This window comes from Gammaproteobacteria bacterium, assembly GCA_022450155.1.
Lineage (GTDB): Bacteria > Pseudomonadota > Gammaproteobacteria > Arenicellales > UBA868 > REDSEA-S09-B13.
This window is the reverse complement of sequence record JAKUQR010000014.1, coordinates 40,533-57,678: the sequence shown is the minus strand read 5'-3', so window position 1 is coordinate 57,678 and position 17,146 is coordinate 40,533. Positions and strand designations below refer to the sequence as shown.

The following is a 17,146-nucleotide window of genomic DNA, read 5'->3' as shown; positions in this document are numbered from 1 at the left end:
GAAGGTACCCACTTATGGTCGAAGTTGAATCAGGATCAGAGCAGTCTGGGTTTGTTTCCGGATCGAATCTGGCGCATGTTAAAGGGACAGCAGAGCCCGCCCTGGAAGACATCACAATCTCAAGTTTCCTTGCCCGGACCGTGTCCAGGCATGGCAACCGGGATGCCTGTATCTTTTCTGAATTTGGCGAGCGCTGGACCTGGGATCAGCTCGCGCAGAAGGTCGATCAGCTTTCAGCAGGACTTCTTGCTCTGGGTATCTACAAAGGTGATCGGGTCGGTATATGGGCACCCAACCGGCCAGAATGGGTGCTTACTCAATTTGCCACAGCGCGTATCGGCGCCATACTGGTGAACATCAACCCGGCCTATCGGCGGACGGAACTGGAGTACGCGCTGGCCAAGTCCGGTGCTAAGGCGTTGATTACTGCCGAGACGTTCAAGACCAGTAATTACCTTGAAATGCTCCAGGATCTCGCACCAGAGCTCACGAGTTGCCGTCCAGGACAGCTCGCAGCTGCCCGGCTCCCCTCTCTTAAGAGCGTCATTCACATGGGCAATGACGAAGTCGACGGCATGTTCCGCTTCAAGGACATCGTTATGCAGGACAATGCCGGCCAGCGGGCCCGGCTAGACGCGATCGGGCGGATGCTGTCTGCGGTCGACGCCATTAACCTGCAGTTTACGTCTGGCACCACGGGCTCGCCCAAGGCCGCGACCCTGACTCATCGTAACGTGGTCAATAATGCGCGTTTTGTTGCGAACTCAATGCGGTTGAATCACAAGGACCGGCTGTGCATACCCGTGCCGTTGTATCATTGTTTCGGTATGGTGTTAGGCAACCTCGCCTGTGTCTCGACTGGTAGCACGATGGTGTTTCCCGGCGAGGGATTCGATCCGCTTCAGACCCTTCAGACCATGCACCAAGAACGCTGTACGGGTGTTCATGGTGTGCCGACCATGTTCAATGCGATGGTGAATCGACCGGATATCGGTGAATTTGACCTGCGTACCCTTCGGACCGGCATTATGGCTGGTGCACCTTGTCCAATTGAACTGATGAAACGCGTCGTTTCGGAGATGCACCTCGAAGAAATGACCATCGCCTATGGTATGACCGAGACCAGCCCAGTCTCCTTCCAGAGTGCTGTAGACGACCCGATTGAGAGGCGGGTATCCACGGTTGGCACGATTCATCCTCATGTCGAAGCCAAAGTTGTGAATGAGTCGGGCGAGACGGTTGTGGTCGGAGAACAAGGTGAACTGCACACCCGCGGTTATCTGGTCATGGGGGGTTACTGGGACGACCCGGAGCGCACGTCCGAGTCTATTGATGCTGATGGATGGATGCATACGGGTGATCTCGCCACTATTGATTCGCAGGGGTACTGCAACATTGTCGGACGGGTGAAAGACATGCTGATCCGAGGTGGGGAGAATGTCTATCCGCGGGAGATTGAGGAGTATTTGCTCGGCCATCCCGGGATTCAGGACGTCCAGGTTTTCGGAATTCCAGACGAAAAATACGGTGAAGAGATCTGTGCCTGGATCATTCCGGCCCAGGGTATTGAGTTGTCGGTTGATGACGTCTATAACTATTGCAACGGGCAAATCGCACATTTCAAAATTCCCCGGTATGTCCACACGGTCCAGGAGTTCCCGATGACAGTGACCGGTAAGCCGCAAAAGTTCATCATGCGGGCAAAGATGGCGGAAGAACTCGGCTTGGAAGAGGCAACTACAGCTTAGTTACGGTATCGGCCACAACCTGGACCCCGGCAACCAGATCGTCCCTGCGGGTATCCTCTTCGAAGGCATGACTGACACCACCGATCGAAGGCACAAACAGCATGCCGGTTGGCATATGGTCAGCGAGGTTCATGGCGTCGTGTAGAGCACCCGACGGCATACGGCGCCAGCGTCCAGGAGCGTTCAGGTTAGCCGCTTCACAAAAAGCACTGATCACGCGTTCATCCATGTCGACCGGTTCAACAGATTTGTTTTGGGCTAATGAAATCTTCAGGTTTCGTGCCTCGGCAATTTCTTGTGCTGTATCCCGTGTGATCTCGCACATCAAGTCCAGCTGGCTCAACGCGCCGTCTCTCATCTGGACAGAACAGCTGACACTGCCCGGCACGATAGAGGGCGCATTGGGATGGACTTGTACCCGGCCAATGGTCCACACCGAACGAGGCGTAGCGGCAGCTGTATAGCGCTGCTCCAGAGCGGCAACAAAGGCCGCAAATCCGGTTACGGCATCGCGCCGCAATGACATCGGCGTTGTACCGGCATGATTTTGTTGTCCTTCAATCACGACTTCGAACTGGCGACTGCCGACGATTGTCTCCACGACCCCGATAGTCTCATTGGCGAGATCCAGTACGGGCCCTTGTTCGATATGGGCCTCAAGAAAATGACTGAAATAGTTGGTTTCCAGCGGCTCAACCCCCTGGAGCTCCGGCAGCGCTGTTGCCTCGTCACCATAACGCTGTCCCGCGGCATTGGTCAGGTCGTATAAGGCATCAAGGTTTAAATGCCTGCTGAAGTAGCGACTGCCGGTCAGCGGCATGAATGCACTCTCTTCATCCTGAAATGAAACAACAGCGACTGGAGGACCGCCGGACTCCTGACTGGACCGGGCCACTTCGAGTGCAAGGATCACGCCATAGGCACCGTCCAGCCAGCCCCCCTCGGGCTGGGTGTCGGAGTGGGAGCCAATTAATATGGGCTGACCCGACTGGGGTGGCAGACCAAACAGGTTAGCAGCCGGGTCCCAGTGGGGTATCAATCCACAGGCTTCAAATTTTTTGGCCAGCCATCGCCGAGATGCGATATCCGGTGCGGAGAAAGCGGGACGGACGACGCCTATTCCTTGTTTTCCGAATTCACGCAGCGCATCGAGGTCCTCGAGAAAACGGGTACCGTTAATTTTGAGTCTGTTGGTCATGCTGTACTGAATTCGAAGAGATTAAGACGTTAGGTTTTGGATTACAGAGTGCAAGCTGGCCTGGCAGGCACTGCTCGTGACGCAACCCGGTTATTTGGGGGTGGGCAGCCCTAAGCAGACTCTGCTCCCAGATCACTCAAACAGTTGTCAGCCAGTGGAACGATCGGGGTGAAATCCCGGTGGGCGATAAACTCGGCCCGTTTATAACGACGGATATGGTTCGATACCGCACAAAGACTTAAGTATACGATCGTGCGGCCGAAAGGGCTGATATTGGGTGGGCTGGCGTGGACCAAATTGCAGTGGAATATCACCATGGAACCGGCCTTGCCCACCGGTGCTGCGATGCCACCCTGTTCAGCCAACCGGGTCACGGTTTCCCTGTCCAGAGTCCATAGCGGGTACGACGTTGTCTCGATGTCATGTCCAGCAGGCAGCGTGCCATCCTTGTGACTTCTGGGTATAAACAGTAGTGGCCCATTGGCTGCGGTGACATCGTCCAGATAGATAGCAATGTTCATGGCACGGGGTTCTGGCATTTCGTCATCACGATGCCAGGTCCCGAAATCCTGGTGCCATTGCCAAACTTCCCCGTCAAATGCGGCTTTCGCATTGACTTTGTATTGGTGCATGTAGACGTCTTCGTCGAGTAGCTGCATGACAGGTTTAATCAGGCGCGGATGAGCGCCCAGTAGGCGAAATCCCTCATTGTAGGTGTGTGCTGCAAAAGCAGTACGGGCAACACCACTTTTTTCACGAACAACTTCTTCCCGGGCCATGGCGTAAACCTTATTGGATTCCTGGAGCAGCCGGGATGCGTCTGTAGCCGAGAAACAGCCTGGGATAAATAAATACCCTTCGGAATTAAATTGTTCTATCTGATCGCAATCAAGTTTCATGACGTGACTCCCGGGGTCTGAATCAGACGTCACTGTAATATTACGGTGTCTATGCGTTGAGCGAAAGGGCTTTGCGACCCGCGTAGACTACAGATTGGTCCACAGCGATCGAACACAATTTGGCACCGATCTGGAATCAAGTCACTCTGGAATCGTGCGGGCAGTGATGGCCGGCGGCTTGTTGTAATCGTATTGTAAATGGTTTGCGCGAGGGTAGAATCGACGTTTTGCACTTTGGGGTAAACCATGTTGAGACTCGGAATAATTGGAACAGGCAGCATCAGTCGTGATGCACTGACGCCAGCCATCGGTGAAGTTGATGGCGCCACATTGTGGAGCGTGCTCAGCCGAGATAAGGCGAATGCCGCCCGCTTTGCACAAGAGCACGACGCGGCTTCCCCGACGCCGGCTTTCGATGACCTGAAGCATTTTCTATCTGATCCAGACCTCGATGCCGTGGTGATTGCTACACCAGACAAGCTGCATGCCGAGCAAACCATAGCAGCAGCAGCTGCGGGTAAGCACGTTCTGGTGGAAAAACCCATGGCCACTACTGTCGAAGATGCTGATGCCATGATCCAGGCATGCCGAAGCGCTGATGTTCGACTGGGCGTTGCCTACCACTTACGATGGCACCTGGGTCACCGGGAACTTGCTGCGCGCGTACATGCCGGTGACTTCGGTGATATCCGTCATGCGCGTGCGCAATGGACATTTCAAGCATCCAACGCGGCCAACTGGCGGGCCCACGATGAAGTTGGGCGCTGGTGGAGCCTGGCTGGCGTCGGAACACACAGCCTAGACTGGTTGCGCTGGATGCTGGTGCCGGTGTGCGGTGAGGTGACAGAGGTCGCGAGCACCATCACCCGAAATGTGCTGGGCAGTGCCCACGACGAATCCGCCGCGGTCAGTCTTCAGTTCGAATCCGGTGCTGTGGCCCAGTTTGTGTCATCGGCCCTGTTTGCGGCACCCAATCGCGGTGAAATCTGTGGCACCACAGGTTATGCCTACTGTTCCGAAACTATTGGCCGAGGAGGAGGGGGCCGGATTGATACTGACAGCGGTCAGATTACATTTACCGAAGTCAATCCCTACGCCGGTGAGATTGCAGACTTTGTTTCTGCGATCGAAGACGGTCGGGACCCAGAGGTGTCCGGCGAAGAGGGCCGGCGCAATATCGAGCTGCTGTGCGAGATTTGTCCGCAATAGTACAGATTGCATTTGAAATAGTCAGAGTGCGAACTTAAATCTTATTAGTTGTGGAATTATTCAGCGAACAGGCGGTTTACGATACTTTCCCGGTGGTGGTAGAACTGCCGGTCGTGTGGGGCGAGATGGATTCGATGCAGCACGTTAACAACACCGTCTATGTCCGCTGGATGGAGACGGCCCGGTTTGGGTATTTCGAGAAAGTGAAACTGCAATCGATGGGTGCGCAATCGGGTAGAACCGGCATACTCAAGTCTATAGATTGCAACTTTCGTCTACCCCTGACCTGGCCGGATAAAGTCCTGGTGGGTGGAAAAGTCATTGAGCTGGGAAAAGATTATTTTGTCATACAGCATGTTGTGTTCAGCTGTAATCATCAGAAGGTTGCGGCCCACAGTAAGGCGGTCATTGTCGGTTTCGACTACGGCAAGCAGAAAAAATGTGATTTCCCGCCAGGTCTGGTCGAGAAGATCCAGAAGCTTGAAGGTATGACCTGATTGAGTCTGTTGCCTCACTGTCAGCGGGGGCACCCGCAGAGACCGTCAATACAAATGCGAACGGATACTCTCTTGGACGTGGTCATCGGCATCTGAGATATCCGCCTGATCGGCCGTTGTGCCGGGCGGTGTGGTCTGTTCGATGATCATTCGACCCAGACTGGGCATTTCTTGCCGATTCTGAATACTTTTGGGGTCCCACAAATGGGATCGTTTGAGCGCTTTCGCGCAATGCAGAAATGCGGAATCAACTTGCACCTTGATACCGATCTTGGGTGACCGGCCTTTAACCGTGCTGGTTGCGTTGAGAGTTTCATCACGAATTACGGTGCCTTTGCCATTAACTCGGAGTGTTTCGTCAAAGCCGGGTATCAGAAATAGTAAGGCGATGGCCGGATCTTTGAGTAGGTTCGACATTGAATCGATTCTGTTGTTGCCCGGGCGGTCCGGGATAAAGAGTGTTTTATCGTCCAGTACCTGTACGAACCCGGGTGGGTCACCTTTGGGGCTCACGTCGGCTTTGCCGGTGCCATCGGTCGTGCCGATGCAGACGAATGGTGATCGACTGATGAATTCACGACAGTGTTTGTCAAGCCGGGTGATGCTTTTTTTGGTCGCAAGTTCGGAAGGTTTTCCCATGAACGTGCGCAGGGCGTTTAGTTCAGAATAGGTCTGTGTGGGTACGGTATCCGTCATGGTGAATTCCTTGCTCAGTTGTATGACCTGGGTTATTTGCGTTCAATTTCTATGAATACGAATTCGAAATCGTTGTTGTTGATCACATTGTGCTCGACACCGGCCTTGCGTGCGTAGGCTTGACCGGTGACCAGTTCAGCCAGGTGCTCCCCATCCGGTGTTTCAAGCTGCAGTTCGCCAGTGACTAGAGGAACAACAACATAGTCGTACTGGTGCACATGCCAGCCGGTTTCTCCGTGCGGTGGAAAGCGCCATTCCGTGACAATGGTGTTGTCATTGTCGATTTGCACCGTCGGAGTGGCGGCGGGTCTTTTGTCAGGCATAGGCAACCTCCGGCGACAGAATAAGCTTAACTATCGATGAAGCGGGTAAATGAATCAACGGGTTCCCGCTCAGTGATAAGGCTGTTCTCGATGGCATCAGGGTCAGCATAGCCCAGTGACATCCCGCACACCAGGGATTGTTCATCCGGCATCGGAAGACAGTCACGGATGACCTGGTGATGACCGGTAAATGCTGCCTGAGGGCAGGTGTGAAGCCCTTTTTCTCTGGCTGCCAGCATCACGTTTTGAATAAACATGCCGTAGTCCAGCCAGCTGCCGATTTTCAGCTCCCGGTCGACCGTAAACATCAGGCCTACCGGAGCGTCGAAGAATCGAAAGTTTCGGCCATGCTGTTGATGCATTTTTTCTTTTTGGCCACGCTCAATGCCCAGCAGACCATACAAATCCCAGCCTACTTTTCGCCGTCTTGACTTATAGGGTTCCTGAAAATCGCTAGGATAGTACTGGTACTCCGGCGTCCAGGCAGAAGCACCGACGTCATGGGCCTTGGCCAGTGCGGCAGACAATTTGTTTTTCCCATCACCGGTCACGACATACACCCACCAGGGCTGCATATTGGTGCCACTCGGCGCGCGCCGGGCAACTGAGAGGATTTCCTCGATAGCTTCCCGAGGGATAGGAGTCGACAGGAAGTTCCGGATGGAGTGGCGTGTGGTGATTGCGGCGGAAACGTTGTGTGCCGGTTCCCAGGTTGATGCGTTTTCTGTCATTTTCGGTGGAATTGTGAAGGGTTGCTTGTTAAGAGAGCCCGTGATCTTACCAGCGGGGGTGCTTCTCCATTGTCGAGACATGCGCTGTGACCACTTTCCAGCCAATAGTGGGGAACTTGATCCACGTCTGGCTTTGTCTACCGATGTCTTTTGTCCCTCTGATCTTGAACTCAAGGTTGACCGTCGCAAAGCGATCGCCCAGCGTCAGAATCTCCAACCGTCGTCGCTCTTCTTTGATGCCGGGCCCCTTCTTTCTCGAAACCCGGTGTCGATGGATCTCATCAAATCCGTAGCCGTTTTCGTGCATGGCGTAACGGATTGTGTGTTCGCTGTCCCAGAAAGTGTTATCCAGGACTTCAATATTTTTGTCGACTAGGGCCGCTTCGTAGGCCTCGAACAGTAGGGTTATCTCATCCACGACTTCCGGGCGGTTGACTTCAAGGTCTTCAGTCATGTTGTGCCTCCAGTGCTAGGCTGGCTGCAAGAAGGTCAGTATCGTAATTATGTCCAGCGATGATAGACAGGCCGATCGGTGCATGATCTGGTCCGGTGGTAGCACCGGGTATCGAGACATGAGGTACACCGGTGAGGCCGCCATGGCAGCACAATACAGAAATCTGTAGACGAAGTGCGTCGGTCTCATGAATTGGTAGATTAACGCGAGGGGCGCAGAATGGGGTTGTGGGCAGGCACAGCAGTGTTCCACGGGGTAGCAGTGATTTCATTCGTTCGGTCGCCTGTTGTTTCACTAGTTGTGCTGATTCAAGCACCGACGATTCTATTTTGGATGCGATGAATAGATTTCGTGCGACAGAATAGGACATTCTGGGGTTGTGGCGGTCGATCCAATCCGAAAAGGTCTGCCAGAACTCGGCAGCCTGGACTGTTCTTTGTGCTTCGGACCACTGATCAAGTCCATTCAGCGCCATATCAACTTCAGTGACTTCTCTAAATAGTTTGCTGAGGCGGTTTAGTCCTGGTGCCAACGCTGTTTGAGTTTCGCTGCCGCTATAAGCGAAAGCATCACGTGCGATCAGCAGTCGATGGTTAAGACGATCTGGAATATCTTCTTGGTAAAGCACGCGGCCAACTCGAGAGAGGGTCTCCGCACTGCGTGCAAACCAACCAGCGGTGTCGGATGAAGGAGCCTGCGGCATCAGTCCATCCAAGTTCAGGCGACCGTGGGTTGGTCGGATACCGTAGATTCCACAAAAACTGGCTGGCACACGTACGGACCCTCCCGTGTCAGAGGCCAAAGCAAAATCACAATAGTCGCCTGCGACCGCTGCCGCAGATCCAGCTGATGATCCACCCGGAACGCGACCAGGGCAGGCCGGATTTTCGGGCGTCCCATCGAATTTGTTCTCGCCCAAAATCCCCAGTGAAATCTCATCAGTGATAGTTTTGCCAATGAGTTTGGCACCTGCATCTAGTAGTTGGGTGACAATTGCGGCATGTTCATCAGGCACAGGCCTTGTGCTTGGCCAGTCTGGACTACCCGCTACGGTAGGCATATCAGCGACGTCAAACAGGTCCTTCACAACAAAACGAAGATTACTTAAGGGCTGGTCCTGTTTGCCACCGATACAAATGTTACTACCGGGGATCATCGCGTTGTAGGGGTCTTCAATGTGTAGCTCAGTAGTTGCCATGAAGTAAGTACCTTTATTTAAGTCGGTAAAGCCTTGCAGGCCCGAGGCCTCGCGTCAAGTGATGTACAGCCTTGCAGTAGTGCCTTTACAGCTAGATGATCTTGCCGTGTCGATCAAGTCGGCTATTTATGGAGAGGTTCGCTTTGTTAAAATCAACTGGATTGTTGGAAAAGGAGAAAAATTCATGCCGTTACCACTTGCGGAAGGCCTGACACTGGGCGTCCAGACGATTCATCGGCGCACTGAACCATCGACCAAGCCGTGGATACCGACACTGGACGACGGTCGTGACGTCGTTGAGTTGGTCGACCAGCTAGGATTTGACTCAATATGGGTTGGAGATCACCTGGCGTTTGCTGTGCCTATACTCGATCCGGTGGTGCAACTGGCACAGGCCGCGGTTTTCAGCACCCGTCTCAAGATCGGGACTGCGGTATTTCTTCAACCCTTGCGGCATCCAGGACCGACAGCCAAACAGATTGCTACGTTGGATTTACTTTCCAATGGTCGGTTTATATTCGGCTTGGGTGTAGGTGGGGAGTTTGAAAGTGACTTTAGCGTTGCCGGCGTACCCATAGTTGAACGCGGCAGTCGTTTAAGTGAATCAATTGAAGTCATGCGTAAGCTCTGGAGCGGACAAAGGGTAAGTCATTCCGGCCGACATTTTCAATTTGAGAATATCCAGATGGAACCGGCACCATGTCAGCTCAGTGGTCCGCCAATATGGCTGGGTGGTCGATCGGATCCGGCGTTGCGACGTGCGGCACGGATGGCGGATGGATGGATGAGCTATGTGGTGACGCCAGACACGTACCGCGAATCATTGGACAAGATTCAGGTGGAGTACGATCGATCAGGACGGTCGATTGAACAGTTTGTGTCGGCCCATCTGCTGTTTGCACGCCTGGATAAGGATTACGAGACCGCACTGAATGCTGCGGTCAAAAGCCTGAGTGTTCGTTACAACATGGATTTTCGTCGGGCCGCTGAGCGTTACTGTGCGTTGGGCACTGCGGAGCAGATTGCACAGAGCCTCCAGAAATTTTACGAGGCGGGGGCTCGTTATATCATCTTGGATCTTGTAGGACCCTACGAGGAACGACTTGACCACCTGGCTGCGTTTGCAGATGAAGTTTTACCCCTGATTGGGGAGATGATGCCCTAACGACTTTTGTACCGCGTAGATATCGCAACCACCTGTGTTGGCGTTGGCGATGTCAGGTAGGTCCGTAAGGACTTAATATTCAAGCCGCTGTTGTATACTGATCATGCACTGCGCGGCTTGTTCAGAGGATGGGTTGCCGCGAGCCTGCGGCGTTAGACTGACCAGGTCACCTGACGCTGTGGTACAGGGGCTCGTGATTGTCAGTTGATTTATTCTCTGGGAGTGACAGATGTCAGACGAAATTCAGGACGCATTAGACAAAATATTTGCGATTGATTCTGCGCTATACCAGGAGCGGGGCTTTCAGCGCCGAATTGGGTATGGAGAGCGGCCCGCGCTGCTCAATATTGATTTGGCCAATGCCTGGACACGACCGGGTAACGTGTTTTATTGCGACAACATGGATGTGATCATCCCGTCGACACAAGCACTACTCAAGGCAGCTCGTGGAGCCGGTATACCAATTGTCTATACGACCACTGCGTATGATGTCACGAGCGGACATCCTTCCGACATGGGACTCTGGCACAAAAAAATTCCGGTAGAGTTGTTGCAGGCTGGGACCGAGACCTGTGCCATCGACGAGCGGATTGCGCCTCGGGGCGATGAACTAGTGATCGTAAAAAAACGGGCAAGTGGATTTCATGGAACCTATTTGGCCGGATTTCTACGTGCGCATGATGTTGATACGGTGATTATTACTGGCGTGACCATGGCGGGTTGTGTACGGCACACTACAGAAGATGCCATCGCCGAAGGATTTCGACCGATCATTGTGCGTGAAGCGGTCGGAGACCGGGTACCTGCCGTGACCGAATGGAACCTGTTTGATATTGATGCCAAGTTCGGTGATGTAGAGCCGTTGGAGAATGTGTTGCGTTATCTGGGAAACCTTGATAAATCGAGCTGAAGGAGAATTGTTGTCGGGTACGTCATGAACAGTAAATGCCACCTCATTTTATTAACCGTGAGCTTCCGGGTAGTGCGTCATGGCTAGAGTTGGCGTTGACGTGGGCGGGACCAACACAGATCTGGTTTTGGAGGCCGATCACGGGGTTTATTTCCACAAGGTCAGCAGCACTCCTCATGACCAGTCCGAAGGTGTGTTGAAAGGATTGTCCGAACTTTGCGAGCAGGCTGGCGTCAACTCAGATCAGATTGATCTGATCGTTCATGGAACCACGGTCGCTACCAACGTCACCCTTGAACACAATGGGGCAGAGGTGGGAATGATCACTACCCGAAATTTCAGAGACATCCTTCATATTGGCCGGCACAAGAGACCACACAATTTTTCTCTTCATTTCGATGTCCCTTGGCAGAGCCGTCCATTGGTCAAGCGGCGCAACCGTATAGCGGTCACGGAACGCATCTTGCCGCCTACAGGCGAGATCGAGGAACCTCTGAATGAGAATGAAGTGCTCGAAGCGATTGCGTTGTTCAAAAAGCGTGGTATCGAATCCGTGGTCATCGGTTTCCTGTTTTCATTTCTAAACGACGTCCATGAACGGCAGGCAAAGGTGATTGTCGAGCAGGAAATGCCTGGAGCCTTCGTCTGCACCTCCTCGGATGTCGCCAATGTACTGCGTGAGTACGAGCGATTTTCCACTGCAGCGATGAACGCGTTCGTAGGGCCGAGTACTACTTATTACCTAAACAATCTTCGGGAAAAACTCATTGGCCAGGGATACCGAGCCAATCTCCGGGTGATGCAGTCCAATGGAAGCATCTCCACGGTAGAGGCCTGTTCGCAACGTGCGGTGACCATGTTGATGTCGGGCCCCGCGGGGGGAGTGATTGGGGGGAAATCGGAGGGGCTGTGGTGCGGCAGCCGCAACATGATCACGGTAGACATCGGCGGCACCTCCGCAGACATCAGCACGATTCCTGACGGTCAGATCAAGATCATGAATGCCCGCGATTCCTATGTTAGTGGCCATCCGATACTGGTCCCGATGATTGATCTAGTTACGATCGGCGCAGGTGGCGGTTCGGTCGCTTACGTCGACTCCGCCGGTGGCTTCCATGTCGGGCCACGCTCTGCCGGGGCCGACCCGGGTCCTGCATGCTATGGCAGCGGTGGAGAGGAACCCACGGTAACCGATGCCCAGGTGGTTCTGGGGCGACTTGATACGGACAAGATGCTGGGCGGGGATCTGCCTCTGGATAGAGACCTGGCACAGCGCGCGATTGAGACCAAGATCGCCCGGCCACTTAATATCTCAGTGACTGACGCAGCACTGGGGATCATCAAGGTGATTAATTCAAATATGGCACTGGCGATTCGGTCTAATTCAGTTGCCCGGGGTGTGGACCCCCGTGAGTTTTCACTGCTGCCGTTCGGTGGGGCCGGACCGCTGCACGGTGTGGCCCTTGCAGAGGCCGTATTTGCAAAAAATGTCATTATCCCTGTGGCACCGGGCATCACCGCCGCCATGGGGCTTTTACAGACCGATATGCAGTACGAGCACGCCCGCTCGCTGATTACATCACTTTCTAATACCTCGACTGAGACGAGTGACCGAATTAACAGTCTAGTCAAAGAACTGGTATCTGAATGCCGTCGGGACCTCGAGAAGGACGGCGTACCTACGGCTCGTCAGGAGTTTCAGCGTATCGCGGAATGTCGTTATCACGGACAAGGTTTTGAGTTGCGCGCGCCAATTCCAGATATCGATATCGTGCCAGAGAACATTTCTAAAATTGTCGAGGGTTTTCATGCTCAACATCACCTGGATTATGGTTATACCTTTGAAGATGGTGAAGTCGAGCTGATCACAATCCGTGTCATTGGCATGGAGCGGGTGACGCCGCTGGAGGTATCGCCTCTGGATCAGGCCGGTACGGCGAACACGCCCGAGGATGCGCTGCTTTATCATGCGGAGACCGTTTTCGACGACAAGCAAACTCTTCAGACGCCGCGTTACGATCGAAACAAACTCCTGGCCGGTCATGCGGTCTCGGGGCCAGCCATCATTATTCAGCACAACTCGACCATTCTGATTCCTCCCGGGTACGTCGCACAGACTGGGGAATTCGGAAACCTGACAATCGAGCGCAGCAATTAAAGTCCGCTAGCGAGACAGTACACTATGCCGTCAGACGAACTCGATCCGATCACTCTGCAGGTTATCAGCGGGGCGCTGGATACCATCGCCGAGGAGATGGGCCATATTCTGTACCGGATGTCGTTCTCATCGATCATTCGTGAGTCGCAAGACCTTGGGGCAGGTCTTTTCGATACCGATTTCAATACCCTGTGTGAATCCGAATCAACACCACTGCATATAGGATCTCTACCGGGATACTTATATGGCATTCAGGAAACCCTGCAGGGGGGCACCTGGAACGAAGGCGATGTCGTTCTCCATAACCATCCTTACTATGGTGCCAGCCATTCGCCAGACCTCGCGATCGTTATTCCCTGCTTTTATAAGGGAGAGTTGGTCGGGTTCGCGGCGAACACGGCTCATCACCTGGATATCGGGGCGGCAACTCCGGGTCTGATTATCGACATTCCAGATGTGTTTGCCGAAGGCATGTTATTTGCCGGTACCAAGCTGTACGAGAAAGGTGTTCGCAATGAGGCCATGTGGGAGTTCCTGGGTCGAAACAGCCGGGCGGCGAAACAGCTACAGAGCGATATCGAAGCCCAGATCGCCTCGGCGAAGTTGGGCGTGCGACGGTTTGTTGAACTGATGGAACGCTACGGCAAAGACCAGATACTGTCAGCAACGCAGCAGCTGATGGATTACACCGAGCGAATACTGCGGCAGAAGATTGAAACAATACCGGACGGTGAGTACCGTGCCGAAGGCTTTCTTGACGATGATGGCAAAAACAGAGGTGTCCGGCTGCCAATCAAGGTGTGCGTCCGGATCCAGGGCGATGGCATAGAAATTGATCTCACAGGATCGGCCGACCAGGTGGAAACGGGTTTTAATGTGCCTTTTGACGGATCGACGAAAGTGGCGTGTTTTTGCGCAATTCGCTCCCTGCTGCTTGATGCGCATACGTCCGAGATCGAGGTACCCTCAAATGAAGGGTCTTTCAGACCGATCAAAGTGATCGCGCCCAAGGGCTCAATCTTCAATCCAAAGTTTCCTGCGGCAGCTGAGGCCAGATTTACGCAGTGCAATCGCATGATCGATCTGATCTATAAGGCACTGGCACCTGTCCTGCCGGATGAGATTATCGCTGGCAGTTCGGCATCATTGTCATTTGTGTCGTACTCCGGTATCCGGCCGTCTGGTGATTATTGGGTTTTCCTGGAGGTAAACGAAGGGGCTTACGGTGGACGCCCGCGATCTGACGGTCCGGACAGTATTGATAACCTGATGGCCAATACCCGGAATAATCCCCTCGAAGACCTGGCCATTCACCTGCCAATGATCTGTGATCGGTACGAATTGCGTGACGACGTATTGCCCGGTGCGGGCCGTTACCGGGGTGGGATCGGTGTCGTGAAGTCGCAGCGCGTTCTGACTGACGCATTTATTACCCACGAGAACGAAAGGCACCACGATGTCCCCTGGGGTATTTTTGGTGGTGGGCCAGGTGCAACCGGCAAAGTCGAGATCTACAATGTGTCAGATCCCGATAATATCCAGGATATGCCAGCCAAGTTTTCGGGCATCAAAATCAATGCTGGCGATGTGCATGCGTTTTATGCACCCTGCGGCGGTGGTTATGGCGATCCGCTCGAACGCCCGGCAAGTCAGGTACTCGAAGACGTTCTGGATGATTTCTGCACGGTTGAACACGCGAGAAAAGCGTACGGCGTGGTCGTAGATCTCACCACGGAAACCGTGGACGAGTCTGCGACAGAATCGCTACGGACGCAGATGCGCAGCCAACCGCTGGCGACCACTTCAGCGCCAGAGCGCAAGGTGCAACAAGTAGCCAGGGAGACACCCGCCCAGCGCGACCGTGTTGGTGCCCGGGTATCCGAGCCTGTGCAGCCCGCAAAGTCTCTTGAAGCCGATCAGACTGTGGCGTCGACGATCTCCCAGTTGCGTGGTACGTTCGGGGACAACTGGAGCTTCGACATTGTCTACCATACGTCAAATCGTAGCCTGACCGAGGTGCGAGGCGAATTGCGGGCCAACGGGGCCTATGCCAGCGAGACCGGCACACATGAACATGCCGGGGCGGGTTATTCTGCTGGGAAGCGGCTACAGACTGCGGCTGAACAGAGCTTTGTTAAATGTGCACAAAAACTTCTGCAAAACGACTGATAATTCTATTTTGAGTGGGTGCCCAATACTGTTGGACTGATGCTGCGTTACTAATTCGGAGTTACGCTGTTGGAAACACAACCGCTGACGTTTGTCCTGGTGATGACCGCTCTCGCCCTGATTGGCGTGGTTGTATTCGTCATTTATCTTGTGGTACGCAATAAAGAAGGGCTATCTGTCGACACCACCTCTGGAAGCGGGCCTTCCTCAGGTCAACGCTGGTTTGAATACCTACTCGCAGTTTTGGCACTGGTTGCACTGGTTGTTGCAGTGATCGTGGTGATTGTTTTTCTGTACCCCTCAGGAATAGCACACGAGACTGCCTGGCGGGGAGGGACCCGATCGATGATCTTTCTGGTGGCGATGATGGTCGTCGGCCTGGGGGCATTGGTCGCGTTTGTGATCGGTATGTTTGCTCGTCGTCGGACGGACAAACCAGTGGCTGCAACCGAGTCGGGTTCGGCTTCGTCGGCGCCTGATCCTGTCCAGACACCGGCTGGTACTCGTTTACTTGGCTTACTCGTTTTGGTGTTGGCGTTTCTGGTCCTGAACTGGGTGTATGTGGACACGGTCGGCCAGTATCGATTGATGGCCAGTCTGATCTATCCGGCTGTTCTGGGTGTGGCACTGGTTCTGTTGTTCGACAAAGCAACACGAGCCTGGTCGATCAAGGCTAAAGGTGAACCGTTCAGAGAATGGGTATTTTGTGATGCAGCAGTTTTTCTTGTGTTTCTTGGCTTCCTAAATCTGATCCAGTTCGCTGCAGCCGAGTCCTACAATGCTTTGTTTTGGGATCTTTTGAACCTGGTTCTTTTCTTTTTTGTGTTCTGGCTGGTGGATCGGAAGGTTACTCGATACCGCTTTCTCGTTGCCTACGGCTATTTTGCTTTGACACCCGTTCTGCTCTACATTTGGCAATGGGTTCATGCAGTCGAGGATGTAGTTGAGACCCTACCCTGGTGGTCTTCGGTTTGGCCGTTCGCCATTCTGGCAATCCTATTCATGGTCATTGAGATCATTGCTTTGATCGCCACCCGGGGGTCGCAAAGGCAGGGTGGTGGTGCGGTTCGCGACACAGTTTTTATCGTTCTTTACGGTATCCTGTTATTGGGTGCCGCACCCTAAGGGATGGCGATGCCGGCAAAGCACTGCCCTGTCGCTTGTAATCGGGTCCAATTTGAGTCAGATTACTAAGGCCCTCGCGGGGAAATAATTGTGGGGGGAATCAAGAATAGAGCAGGTCTCAGGTAAGGCTGAGGCTTTAGACTGAGTTAGACGTGCAGGTGAGGTGGCGATGGCAGGATGGCAGTGGTTCTGGACGTTAGTAGGATTTCTCCTGCTCATACTGGTATTGATTTTTTTGTATTTCTTCCAGCCGTTTGAAGATCTGTTCACCTTGGTGTTAACCGGGGTCAGTTACAGTAATGCGATATTCTGGGTTGCCCTCATCATCGGCATCATCGGGTTTTGCACGTTCCACTGGCATGCTTACAAAGTTCATATCGTTCAGCAGCGCAGTGTTGAATCAATGGTTTTAACTTCTCTTCGTGGTTCAACATTTATCGTTATTTTGCTGAGTGGCGGAGCAACTCTGCAGGCTGTTCAAAACTTGTGCGTGTATTTACTCCAGAACGGCTACGCGTTCGATTCAAATTTTGGCAAAAGAATTGCCGCAACCATTGCCTTGGTGACCATAACGGGCATTTTCTGTGTTATTTTCTGGTTGTTGAAGTTGATACGACCGGCTCACGCCTGATCAGTACCGGGGCAGGCTGGGCAGAATGGATGTAA

General features: G+C 53.5%; 15 protein-coding genes and 1 pseudogene. 9 read left to right on the top strand and 7 right to left on the bottom strand.

Annotated elements, in window-relative coordinates; all coding sequences use genetic code 11:
- Positions 1-14 precede the first annotated feature (14 nt).
- Entirely contained in the window at positions 15-1,748 is a 1,734-nt protein-coding gene (locus MK323_09430) for an AMP-binding protein (GenBank protein ID MCH2482380.1), read from the top strand.
- Here MK323_09430 and MK323_09425 read toward each other — a convergent pair.
- Positions 1,738-2,946, bottom strand: a complete 1,209-nt coding sequence (locus MK323_09425) for a hydantoinase/carbamoylase family amidase (protein ID MCH2482379.1) — start codon at positions 2,944-2,946, stop codon at positions 1,738-1,740. The two genes, MK323_09430 and MK323_09425, sit on opposite strands and share 11 nt — an antisense overlap.
- Before the next feature lie 110 nt (positions 2,947-3,056).
- Positions 3,057-3,845, bottom strand: coding sequence for a phytanoyl-CoA dioxygenase family protein (locus MK323_09420; GenBank protein MCH2482378.1), 789 nt, complete (start codon positions 3,843-3,845; stop codon positions 3,057-3,059).
- Between the two features lie 246 nt (positions 3,846-4,091).
- On the opposite strand from MK323_09420, the gene MK323_09415 reads away from it, so the two are divergent.
- Positions 4,092-5,054 carry a Gfo/Idh/MocA family oxidoreductase gene (locus MK323_09415; GenBank protein ID MCH2482377.1) on the top strand — a complete coding sequence of 321 codons (963 nt, stop codon included), beginning with the start codon at positions 4,092-4,094 and terminating at the stop codon, positions 5,052-5,054.
- 50 nt (positions 5,055-5,104) lie between these two features.
- Positions 5,105-5,551, top strand: coding sequence for an acyl-CoA thioesterase (locus MK323_09410; protein ID MCH2482376.1), 447 nt, complete (start codon positions 5,105-5,107; stop codon positions 5,549-5,551).
- Between the two features lie 45 nt (positions 5,552-5,596).
- Here the strand turns inward: MK323_09410 and MK323_09405 are convergent, their stop codons facing one another.
- Genes MK323_09405 through MK323_09385 form a run of 5 tightly spaced genes read right to left on the bottom strand, consistent with a single transcriptional unit; the run spans position 5,597 to position 8,953 of the window.
- Positions 5,597-6,247: a pyridoxamine 5'-phosphate oxidase family protein gene (locus tag MK323_09405; protein MCH2482375.1), complete on the bottom strand. Its 651-nt coding sequence runs from the start codon at positions 6,245-6,247 to the stop codon at positions 5,597-5,599.
- 32 nt (positions 6,248-6,279) lie between these two features.
- Positions 6,280-6,570: a cupin domain-containing protein gene (locus MK323_09400; protein ID MCH2482374.1), complete on the bottom strand. Its 291-nt coding sequence runs from the start codon at positions 6,568-6,570 to the stop codon at positions 6,280-6,282.
- Positions 6,571-6,596: 26 nt separating this feature from the next.
- Positions 6,597-7,301, bottom strand: coding sequence for a nitroreductase (locus MK323_09395; GenBank protein MCH2482373.1), 705 nt, complete (start codon positions 7,299-7,301; stop codon positions 6,597-6,599).
- A gap of 46 nt (positions 7,302-7,347) precedes the next feature.
- Positions 7,348-7,755, bottom strand: a complete 408-nt coding sequence (locus tag MK323_09390; GenBank protein MCH2482372.1) for a nuclear transport factor 2 family protein — start codon at positions 7,753-7,755, stop codon at positions 7,348-7,350.
- Positions 7,748-8,953, bottom strand: a complete 1,206-nt coding sequence (locus tag MK323_09385; protein ID MCH2482371.1) for an amidase — start codon at positions 8,951-8,953, stop codon at positions 7,748-7,750. The genes MK323_09390 and MK323_09385 overlap by 8 nt, the downstream gene beginning before the upstream one ends.
- Before the next feature lie 184 nt (positions 8,954-9,137).
- Here MK323_09385 and MK323_09380 point away from each other — a divergent pair, with 184 nt between their 5' ends.
- The 6 genes and pseudogenes from MK323_09380 to MK323_09355 all read left to right on the top strand — a co-directional run bounded on the left by MK323_09380 (position 9,138) and on the right by MK323_09355 (position 17,111).
- Complete coding sequence (locus tag MK323_09380; protein ID MCH2482370.1) at positions 9,138-10,118, top strand: TIGR03619 family F420-dependent LLM class oxidoreductase; 981 nt, start codon at positions 9,138-9,140, stop codon at positions 10,116-10,118.
- A gap of 229 nt (positions 10,119-10,347) precedes the next feature.
- Positions 10,348-11,028: an isochorismatase family protein gene (locus tag MK323_09375; protein ID MCH2482369.1), complete on the top strand. Its 681-nt coding sequence runs from the start codon at positions 10,348-10,350 to the stop codon at positions 11,026-11,028.
- A gap of 79 nt (positions 11,029-11,107) precedes the next feature.
- Positions 11,108-13,186, top strand: coding sequence for a hydantoinase/oxoprolinase family protein (locus tag MK323_09370; protein MCH2482368.1), 2,079 nt, complete (start codon positions 11,108-11,110; stop codon positions 13,184-13,186).
- Between the two features lie 24 nt (positions 13,187-13,210).
- Positions 13,211-14,971 (top strand): annotated as a pseudogene (locus MK323_09365) (hydantoinase B/oxoprolinase family protein).
- 453 nt (positions 14,972-15,424) lie between these two features.
- Positions 15,425-16,480, top strand: coding sequence for a hypothetical protein (locus MK323_09360; GenBank protein ID MCH2482367.1), 1,056 nt, complete (start codon positions 15,425-15,427; stop codon positions 16,478-16,480).
- Between the two features lie 169 nt (positions 16,481-16,649).
- Positions 16,650-17,111, top strand: a complete 462-nt coding sequence (locus MK323_09355; GenBank protein ID MCH2482366.1) for a hypothetical protein — start codon at positions 16,650-16,652, stop codon at positions 17,109-17,111.
- The last annotated feature ends 35 nt before the right edge of the window (positions 17,112-17,146 follow it).